Source organism: Gammaproteobacteria bacterium, from assembly GCA_037388465.1.
In the GTDB taxonomy this organism is placed as follows: Bacteria; Pseudomonadota; Gammaproteobacteria; order SpSt-1174; family SpSt-1174; genus JARRKE01.
Genome location: JARRKE010000078.1, coordinates 1 through 8981 on the forward strand (window position 1 = coordinate 1; position 8981 = coordinate 8981).

10 protein-coding genes are annotated in these 8981 nt (G+C 64.8%); all 10 read right to left on the reverse strand.

Annotated features, from left to right (window positions below; all coding sequences use genetic code 11):
* On the reverse strand, window positions 1–251 hold a 251-nt coding region (locus P8Y64_12080; protein MEJ2061202.1), incomplete at its 3' end, for a hypothetical protein.
* 91 nt (window positions 252–342) lie between these two features.
* Window positions 343–894: an rRNA large subunit pseudouridine synthase E gene (locus P8Y64_12085; protein MEJ2061203.1), complete on the reverse strand. Its 552-nt coding sequence runs from the start codon at window positions 892–894 to the stop codon at window positions 343–345.
* Between the two features lie 46 nt (window positions 895–940).
* Entirely contained in the window at window positions 941–1840 is a 900-nt protein-coding gene (locus tag P8Y64_12090) for a 5'-3' exonuclease H3TH domain-containing protein (protein MEJ2061204.1), read from the reverse strand.
* Entirely contained in the window at window positions 1840–2760 is a 921-nt protein-coding gene (gene mdh, locus P8Y64_12095) for a malate dehydrogenase (protein MEJ2061205.1), read from the reverse strand. The genes P8Y64_12090 and mdh overlap by 1 nt, the downstream gene beginning before the upstream one ends.
* 97 nt (window positions 2761–2857) lie before the next feature.
* Window positions 2858–3259: a NusG domain II-containing protein gene (locus P8Y64_12100; protein ID MEJ2061206.1), complete on the reverse strand. Its 402-nt coding sequence runs from the start codon at window positions 3257–3259 to the stop codon at window positions 2858–2860.
* Window positions 3260–3261: 2 nt separating this feature from the next.
* Complete coding sequence (locus P8Y64_12105) at window positions 3262–4119, reverse strand: metal ABC transporter permease (protein ID MEJ2061207.1); 858 nt, start codon at window positions 4117–4119, stop codon at window positions 3262–3264.
* Window positions 4112–4900: an ABC transporter ATP-binding protein gene (locus P8Y64_12110; GenBank protein MEJ2061208.1), complete on the reverse strand. Its 789-nt coding sequence runs from the start codon at window positions 4898–4900 to the stop codon at window positions 4112–4114. The genes P8Y64_12105 and P8Y64_12110 overlap by 8 nt, the downstream gene beginning before the upstream one ends.
* A 30-nt stretch (window positions 4901–4930) precedes the next feature.
* Window positions 4931–5803 carry a zinc ABC transporter substrate-binding protein gene (locus P8Y64_12115; GenBank protein MEJ2061209.1) on the reverse strand — a complete coding sequence of 291 codons (873 nt, stop codon included), beginning with the start codon at window positions 5801–5803 and terminating at the stop codon, window positions 4931–4933.
* A gap of 87 nt (window positions 5804–5890) precedes the next feature.
* Entirely contained in the window at window positions 5891–6670 is a 780-nt protein-coding gene (gloB, locus tag P8Y64_12120) for a hydroxyacylglutathione hydrolase (GenBank protein ID MEJ2061210.1), read from the reverse strand.
* 94 nt (window positions 6671–6764) lie between these two features.
* On the reverse strand, window positions 6765–8981 hold a 2217-nt coding region (locus P8Y64_12125; GenBank protein ID MEJ2061211.1), incomplete at its 5' end, for an EAL domain-containing protein.

Sequence of the window (8981 nt, forward strand, 5' to 3'; positions counted from 1 at the left end):
GCGACCACGAGCAGCAGGATGAACAGCGGCCAGGTCAGCCCGTACTGCAGGGTGCCGGTGGCCAGCTGAATGACGAAGGTTGCCAGCAGGGCGACGATGAAGCCGATAAAGGCGGCCAGATAGGCCATGCCGTAAGGCGGTTTGAAGCGGGCGACGAGTCGTGTGGCGAATTGCACGATCAGCGCGGCGATCAACGCGCCAATGGCGGCGCCGACGATTTTGCCTAGCAACATGCCCAGTCCGCTCATCATGTCATCGGTCCTTGTGTTTTCCGTGTCTGGCTCGGAGTGTACCGCATCGGGCCTGATGTGCAGACCGAGGGTGATGATGATTGGACGGTGTTTACTGTCGCGTCAGCTCGATCTGTCGATACTGTCCCAATTCGAGACCGTCGAGGGTCCATGAACCCACGCGATAGCGGATCAGCCGCAGGGTGGGATGCCCGACCGCCGCGGTCATGCGCCGTACCTGGCGGTTGCGTCCTTCGCGCAGGGTGAGTTCGAGCCAGCAGGTGGGGATGGCCTTGCGCTCGCGGATCGGCGGATTGCGTGGCCACAGCCATGGTGGTTCCTCGATGCGGTGGGCGCGTGCGGGCAGAGTCGGTCCGTCCTTCAGTTCCACACCGTCACGCAGTGTCTGCAGCGCCTTTTCGTCGGGAATGCCCTCGACCTGCACCCAGTAGGTCTTGGACATCTTTGCATCCGGGTGGGCGATGCGATGCTGCAGCCTGCCGTCGTCGGTCAGCACCACCAGGCCTTCGCTGTCGCGGTCCAGGCGGCCGGCCGCATAGACATGCTTGACGGGAATGTAGTCGCCCAGGGTAGGGCGGCCTGCCGCGTCGGTAAACTGCGAGAGCACGCCGTAGGGCTTGTTGAACAGGATCAGCGTGCTCACGAAATGTCTGGCGGAAAAATCCCGGAAGGTCAATAACGGCTTTGTTTCAGCGCGGGCTGTCCAGCAGCCGGCGCCAGCGCTCGCGGCGGGCAGGCGATATGCCCATTTCGTCGAACCAGTCGTTCAGCGCCGCCTCGTCGGGCGCGCCGCGCTCCAGCGGGGCGTGGTCGGGCATGTCGGCCGCGCATTCGATGCCCGTCAGCTGCCGGGCGAGTCGGATCGTGTCCTGATGCTCATCGACCAGGTTCATCAGGCGCTTGGCGCCGCGTATTTTCATGTGCTCGATGGCGGGGATGTCGGCCAGCATGTCCTCCAGGGTGCCGAACCGCTTGAGCAGCTTGGCAGCGGTGGCCATGCCCACGCCCGGCACGCCGGGAATGTTGTCCACCTTGTCGCCGGCGATGGCCAGCTGATCGGCGATCTGCTCCGGACGCACCCCGAACTGCTTTTCCACGCCCCGGTAATCCAGACGTTTGTCGCGCGCGAATTCCCACCAGGTGTCATGGGCGCCGACCAGCTGGGCGAGATCCTTGTCGCCGGTGACGAAGGTGAGGCGTTCGCCTTCGTCGCGGGTCTGACGGGCCAGGGTGCCGATCAGGTCGTCGGCCTCGTAATGCGGGCTGGAAAACTCGCTGATCCCCGCCGCCTGCAGAAACCGGCGGCATTGCAGGAACTGCTGCTTGAGTTCTTCGGGCGCCGATTCGCGGTTGGCCTTGTAGGGGGGATATATCTCGTTGCGAAAGGAGGTCTTCAGGCTTTGATCGAAGGCAAAGCCGATGCGCGAGGGGCGGCGTTCGTCAATCAGGCGGTAGACGAAGTCGGTAAAACCGAACACGGCGTTCGCCGGCCGTCCGTGACGATCGGTGAGGGAGTCCGGCAGAGTAAACCAGGCCCGGAAGACGTAAATGCTGGAGTCGACCAGAAAGACGGGCGCCGTGCCGGGCACTACAGCCGCACCAGGTCGTCGCGCACACCGTCCAGGGATTCTTCAAACATTTTGCGTTCGGCGTCGTTCAGTTCGAGTTCGATAATGCGCTGCAGGCCGTTGCGCCCCAGCACGCAGGGCACGCCCATGGCGACATCGTGCGCATTATATTCCCCTTCCAGGATAGCGACGGCGGGTAGTACGCGTTTGCGGTCGGTAACGATGGCATCGACCATTTCGGCGATGGCGGCCGCGGGGGCGTCGTAGGCACTGGAGGTCTGCTTGAGCGACAGCACCTCGGCGCCGCCGTTGCGGGTGCGGTGAATGATGCGTTCGATGGCATCCTGCGTCAGGAAGTGCTCGACTGGAATGCCGTTGATCGTGGTGTAGCGGATCATGGGCACCATGGCGTCGCCGTGGCCGCCGAGCACCATGGCATCGATGTCCTTGGCGGACAGGCCCGTTTCCAGCGCGACGAAGGCGGCCATGCGCGACGAGTCGAGCACGCCGGCCTGGCCGATGACATGGGAGCGCGGCAGGCCGCTGCGCTTCCAGGCGCGGTAGGTGAGCACGTCCACCGGGTTGGAGACGAACAGCATGATGGCCTCGGGTGCGTAGTCGAGCACGTGATCGACGATGGTGTCGATGATCTTGACGTTGGTGTCGAGCACGTCGGAACGCGACATGCCGGGTTTGCGCGGAATGCCGGCGGTGACGATGACGATGCCGGAATCCTGCATCGCGGCGGGATCGGTGGTGCCGCTCACACGGGTGTCGAAACCGAACAGCGGGGCTGTCTCCTGGATGTCGAGCGCGCCGCCCTCTGCGGCGCCTTCGCGCACGTCAATCAGTACGAGTTCCCGGCACAGGTCTTCCTGGGCCACGAACTGGGCGGTGGCCTCACCGACGCGTCCCGCGCCGACGATGGAGATTTTCTGCATGGCGCGACTCCTTCCTTTTGTTTTTTTGGTGTTATGTGCCGACCGGCATGCATGCCGTGGACATGCTGTGCTGAGTGTAGCCGATACGCACAGCCGTTCAGGAGTTGATGGCGTCGAAGCCCTCGTCGCCGCCCTGCACTGCGATCAGGACCTTGTTCGGCAGGCAGGCAGCCATGTCGTTCTGGTTGCTGATCCAGCCGTAGTGCACGCAATCCTTGTTGCGGCAGGGGGATGACACGAAGCGCGCGCGGCCGTACTCGATGCGGATGACGCTGTCGCCCAGCGGGCCGCCGACCTTGAGGGTGCGCTGCTGGGCGAGCGAAAACCGGCGCTTCCTGCCGTCGCCCGTGGTGAGGGTGATGCTGCTGCCCTGTCTGCCCGGGCGCCACAGGCGCCAGAACAGCAGGGCGTTGAGGGCCACCCCGCCGGCGAGCACCAGGAAGTCCGCGCGGGTCATGCGCGGGGAGGTGTCGTTGGTCGTGTCCTTGCGGTGTTTCATGTTCAGCCCTCATCGGTTCTGACCGGAACCGGCGCCGAGGGTTCGATGCGCGCAAGCCGCCGCCGCAGCTGCATGATCCCGGCGATCAGCAGGAAGCCGAGGCAGGCGACCGCGATGATGCTGGCACCGGAACTGAGGTCGAACAGATAGGCCGCCCACAGGCCGAGCAGGCAGAACAGCGCGCTCCACAGACCGGCCGCGACCATCATGCCGTGCAGGGTGCGCGTATGCCGTTCCGCGAGATAGGGCGGAATGGTGAGCAGGGCAATGACCAGGATCAGCCCCACGACCTGGATCATCATGACCACGGCCTCGGCGATCATCACCAGCAGCATCAGGTGCAGCCCGTCCACCGGGATGCCGCGCGAACGCGCGAAATCGGGATCGAAGGAAAAGGACAGAATATCGCGGAAGTAATACAGCGTGAGCGCCAGGATCAGCACGTCCGCGGCGAGCATGAGCCACAGGTCGCGCGTGGTGACGGTGAGGATGCTGCCGAACAGGTAGCTCATCAAGTCGGTGTTGTAGCCGGGGGTGAGGTTGAGCAGGATGATGCCGAACGCCATGCCGCCGGCCCAGAGTACGCCGATAAGGGTGTCGCTGCGTTCGCGCCGCCGCCGGGTCAGCAGGCCGAGCAGCAGGGCCGCGCCCCCCGTGAACAGTCCCGTGGTGGGCAGAACCGGCAGCCCGGTGTAAAAGGCCAGCCCCACGCCGCCGTAGGCCGAGTGGGCGACGCCGCCCGCCAGAAACACCAGACGGTTCACGACCACCAGCACCCCGATCACCCCGCAGGCCAGGCTGACCAGCAGCGCGGCCAGTACGGCGTGCTGCATGAAGGTCTGGGTGAGGATGTCAGGCATGGTCGTGATGTCCCGGTTGCGGGCTGTCGAGCTGGTGGGCGAGGTCGTGCATGTGATCGTGCATCGGGCAGCCGGCCTCGTGCACCCCGTACATGAGGCTCAGCATCTCGGGGGTCAGCGACTGTCCCCGGGTCTGGATCAGGAAGCGGTTGACGGCGGCGATGCCGGTGACCGCGTTGGCGGTGATGCCCAGGTCGTGGCTGACCATGACGATGGTGGTTTCGCGACCCAGGCCGGTGAGGGTCTCGACGATGCACTGGCGGCCGTAGGGGTCGATGTTCGCCAGGGGTTCGTCCAGCAACAGCAGGCGGGGTTCGGTGATCAACGCCCGGGCGACGAGCACGCGCTGGCGCTGACCGCCGGACAACTCGTCCAGGCGCCGCCCGGCCAGTTCGGCCACCCCGGCGCGTTGCATGGCACGCGCCGCGCGTTCCCGCTCGTCATGCCAGAAACGCGGCCCGTGGCGCGGGCCGTGCGGCAGGCCCATGAGCACGACCTCTTCCACGCGTGCCGGGAAGCCGGGTGCCAGATTGCTGTGCTGGGGCACGTAGCCGACCTCTTCGGCGGTTCGTCCCGGCGGCTGCCCGAAGACTTCGATGCGCCCCGTGCGGGGTTTGAGCAGTCCCAGGATGAGGCGCAGCAGGGTGGTCTTGCCACCCCCGTTGGGGCCGACGATCGCCAGAAAGTCTCCCATCTCGACGCTGAGTTCGACGGCCTCGAGCACGGGGTCGCCGTTGTAGGCGAAGCTGAGGTCCTTGATCCGGATGATGGGGCTGGCCATGCGAATATTCTCCCGGCTGCGCCGAGGTTGTCAGTCGCTTTGTCCGCCGGCCGGGCTGAGCGTTTCACGCAAGGCGCGCGCGATGGCCTTCATTCCCGCCGGCCAGTCTTCCGCGAGGGGGTCGATAACGACCACCTTACCACCGATGGCGGAGGCGATGCTGCCGGCGGCCTTGCGTGAGAATTGCGGCTCCACGAACACCACCTTGATGTGTTCGCGTTTGGCCGTATCGATCAGCGCGGCCAGTTGCCGCGGGCTGGGTTCCTTGCCTTCCTGCTCGACGGTGAGCTGCTGCAGGCCGTAGGCCTTGGCGAAGTAGCCGAAGGCGGGATGAAAGACCATGAACCGGTTGTGGCGCAGATCGGCGCCCGCCAGGGTGTGCAGGATGTCGTCGTCGACCCGGTTGATCGTTTCCGCGAGGCGCGCATAACCGTGCCGGTAATCCGCCGCGTGTGCGGGATCGGCTGCGATCAGGGCGTCGCGGATGTTCATGGCCTGGATGCGCACCAGGGGCGGCGAGAGCCAGATATGGGGATCGAGGCCGCGGTCGGCGTCGTCCGCGTGATCGCCCGCCATCGGCAGGCGCTGGATGCCCTTGCTGGTGTCGACGATGCGCAGCTGCGGATGCTCGGACCGGAAACGGGGCAGCCAGGCGCGTTCAAAGGGCACCCCGATGCTGAAATAAAGCCTTGCCCTGGACAGTTCGATCAGCTGCCGGGGTGTGGGGTCATAGGTGGCCGGTTCGAAGCCGGGGCGGACCATGACGCTAACCCGGGCGTGGGTACCCGCGATCTGCTGGACGAAGTAGGCCTGCGGGAGGATGCTGACGACCACCTGCAGCGGGGCGGCCGAGGCGAAGGGGGCGGCCAGCCACAGTCCCAGGAGCAACAGGAGTCGGCGCATGAGGGTCTCTCCTTGAAGATGGGGGGATACCGAATCAGAATGTTATATTATTGCATTTTAACGTTCACCCCAACCCCGGCGGTGAGCTCAATCGTACTCCGTATCCTTCCAGCGCCGAATGGCCGCAAAGACGGCCTCCGAATCGGCCAGGGCATGGCCGGCAAAGCGTTCCGCGGCGGCAATGACCGTGGGTTCGCCGGCGCGCAGAAAAGGGTTGGTCTCAAGTTCCAGTTCGAGTGTGGAAGGGACGGTCGGTTCACCCCGTTCGCGGGTGTCGAAGTCGGCCTGTTCGCGGGTCAGCAGTTGCGGATTCTCCGGTTCGACCCATTTGGCGAAACCGATATTGTCCAGGGTGTATTCGTGGGCGCAGTAGATTCGCGTGTCCGCGGGCAGTGCGGCAATCCGGCCGAGCGAGGCATGCAGCTGGGCGATAGTGCCGTCGAATACGCGGCCGCATCCGCAGGCGAACAGGGTGTCGCCGCAGAACAGCGCCCCTGCCCCGTAATAGGCGATGTGCCCTCCGGTATGTCCCGGTACGTCGAGGACGTCGAAACGCAGGCCGAGTCCGTCCGGCGTGATCGAATCGCCTCCCCGCAGGGCCCGGGTCAGATGCGGGATGCGCTCGCGTGACGGTCCGTAAACCGGCAGGCCGGGGTATTGCGACAGCAGGTCGCCGATGCCGCCGACGTGATCCCCGTGGTGATGGGTGATCAGGATGGCGCAGGGCTCGAGCTCGTTCTCGCGCAGCGTGCGCAACACCGGTTGCGCGTCGCCGGGGTCCACGATGGCGACCCGGTTCGAATTCGGGGCGTGGATCAGCCAGATGTAGTTGTCGTTAAAGGCGGGGACAGGAGTGACGTGCAGCATGGGTTGAAGCCTGACTCCGGATACGTCGCGGTTAGCGAAGGCAAGTTGAGAGGGCTCTCAATGAAAACACGTTTGTAGCGGGCGAGAAAACCCTTCAAATCTGGGGCATTGTCGCCGTCTGCAGATAGGCATGCAGTTCGCGTTCCGGGAGGGGGTGGCTGAACAGGAAGCCCTGTGCCATTTCCACGCCCAGCGAGCGTAGGGTGTCCAGCTGGGACTGCGTTTCCACGCCTTCGGCGACGGTATGGCACTGGAAGGCCTCGGCCATGGCGGTCACCGAGCGCACGATGCTGATGTCACGTTCGCCCTGGTCCAGGCCGGCTATGAAGCTGCGATCGATCTTGATTACCTGGACGGGCAGATGGCGCAGGTAGGAAAGGGATGAATACCCCGTGCCGAAGTCGTCGATGGCGATGGAGACCCCGAGTTCGCGCAGGGCCTCGATGGTGCCGGTGCTGCGTTCGGTGTGTTTCATCAACACCGTTTCGGTGATTTCGAACTGCAGCGCATCGCGCGGTATGCAGTACTGTCGCACCAGTTGATCGACATCCATGATGAGCTGGGGGCTTTGAAAGTATTCGGCGTCGATGTTGATGGACAACGGCAGTGCCTTGCCGGCGGTTTCCCACTGGGCATAGGTGGCGCAGGCGCGGTGCAGTACCCAGTTGCTGATGGCGCGTATGCGTCCCGTGGCCTCGGCCAGCGGAATGAATTCCATCGGTTGTACCAGGCCGCGTTCGGGGTCGCGCCAGCGGATCAGGGCCTCGACGTAAAGGGGCAGGCCGCTGGCGAGGTTGACGACCGGCTGGAAGTGCAGCTCGAATTCGTTTTCTGCCAGGGCGCGCTCGATCGCTTCGCGGAAGCTGATGCGCGCCCCGCTTTCGCGCGGAATGACGGGGTCGTAAAAACTAACGCTGCCCGGACCCTCCGACTTTGCCAGCTGCAGGGCGCTGTCCACGGCGCGCAGCAATTCGATGTCCTGTTCTCCGTCATAGGGATAACAGGCGATGCCGATGCCGGCCGTGACGCGCACGCTGCGTTGATCCAGGAGAATGGGTTCGTTGATCTGCTCCTGTACCTGGCGTGCAATGCCGTGGGCGGAGATCAGGGTGCTCGCCGGCAGGGAAAACAGAAATTCATCCGCCCCCAGATGGGCAAGAAAGGCGTTTTGTTCCTGGGCCAGCTGGGAAAGCCGCTGCGCGGTGCGACGCAACACTTCATCGCCGGCATGGTGGCCGAGACCGCTGTTGAGTTCGTGGACGTGATCCAGATCGATCTGCAGCAGGCAGAATTCCTGATGGGGCGTGTCCAGTTGGCCGGCAATCCATTCCTGGGCGGCCAGGCGATTGGGCAGTCCGCTGAGCAGGTCATGGCGGGCGCGGCTTGCCAGTTCGCGACGATGATGCAGTTCGCGGTCGTACAGCAGCCGCGAGAGGCTGCCCATGATGGCGACGGCCAGCAGGCCCAACATCAGCAGCGGGCCGCTGGTATCCCACCATTCCTTCCAGATCACCGAGGCCGGCACGCTGATATAGACCACCAGCGGAAAGCCGGCGATCTGTACATACCAGCCCAGACGATAGGTGAAGTCGCTCTGTACCCAACCCTCGAACAGGCCGGACGGCTGGTTCGGTTTTTGCCCGAGCATCCTCATCAGGATGCCGGTCATTGGCATGTTGTAGAGCCGCTCCGGGTCGGGGGCGGGTACCCGTGCGATATGAATGCCGTCGGTGCGGAGCAGGCCGATCGCCGCATCCCGCGGCAGGGCGATGCTCTGCCAGTCGTGGACGATGTCGGCGAGCTGCAGCGTGGCCATGACCATGAACTGCGGCCGGCCTGCCGCGTCGCGCTGTACATAAAAGACCGGGATCACGCGGCCTTTGTCCATGAGGCTGGGCAGGGACTTGCCGATCGAGATGTCGTGGCTGCGCAGTGCCCGCTGCACGATCGCCGCATACTCGGGCAGTTGGGCGATGTCCGGCAGCGCGGTATCCAGCGGGCGCCGGGTGTGCATGATCAGGCGCCCGTTGGGCGTGAAAACGCCGAGTGCGCGCACGTCGGTGTGATACCTGACGAAGCGGCGCATTAGCTGATAGCGGGCGGCTTTGTCCGGCTGCCGGCTGAGCCTGTCGGCGATGTCCGGGAGGTTGGCCGCAACGGACGTAAACCGGCTGTGCACCGCGCTGGCGGCCAGGGCGCTGCTGACGCGCAGGTCGGTGACCAGATTCGCGCGCGCGTTGGACCAGCTCCATGCGCCGAACGCAACGAGAAGCAGCAGGCCGCCGCTCAGCATGAGCACAGTCAGGCTGAA

Bases quoted from the DNA above. Each gene is read 5' to 3' on its own strand.
- mdh (MEJ2061205.1), bottom strand. From the start codon at position 2,760: ATGCAGAAAATCTCCATCGTCGGCGCGGGACGCGTCGGTGAGGCCACC.
- P8Y64_12100 (MEJ2061206.1), bottom strand. From the start codon at position 3,259: ATGAAACACCGCAAGGACACGACCAACGACACCTCCCCGCGCATGACC.
- P8Y64_12105 (MEJ2061207.1), bottom strand. From the start codon at position 4,119: ATGCCTGACATCCTCACCCAGACCTTCATGCAGCACGCCGTACTGGCC.
- P8Y64_12110 (MEJ2061208.1), bottom strand. From the start codon at position 4,900: ATGGCCAGCCCCATCATCCGGATCAAGGACCTCAGCTTCGCCTACAAC.
- P8Y64_12115 (MEJ2061209.1), bottom strand. From the start codon at position 5,803: ATGCGCCGACTCCTGTTGCTCCTGGGACTGTGGCTGGCCGCCCCCTTC.
- gloB (MEJ2061210.1), bottom strand. From the start codon at position 6,670: ATGCTGCACGTCACTCCTGTCCCCGCCTTTAACGACAACTACATCTGG.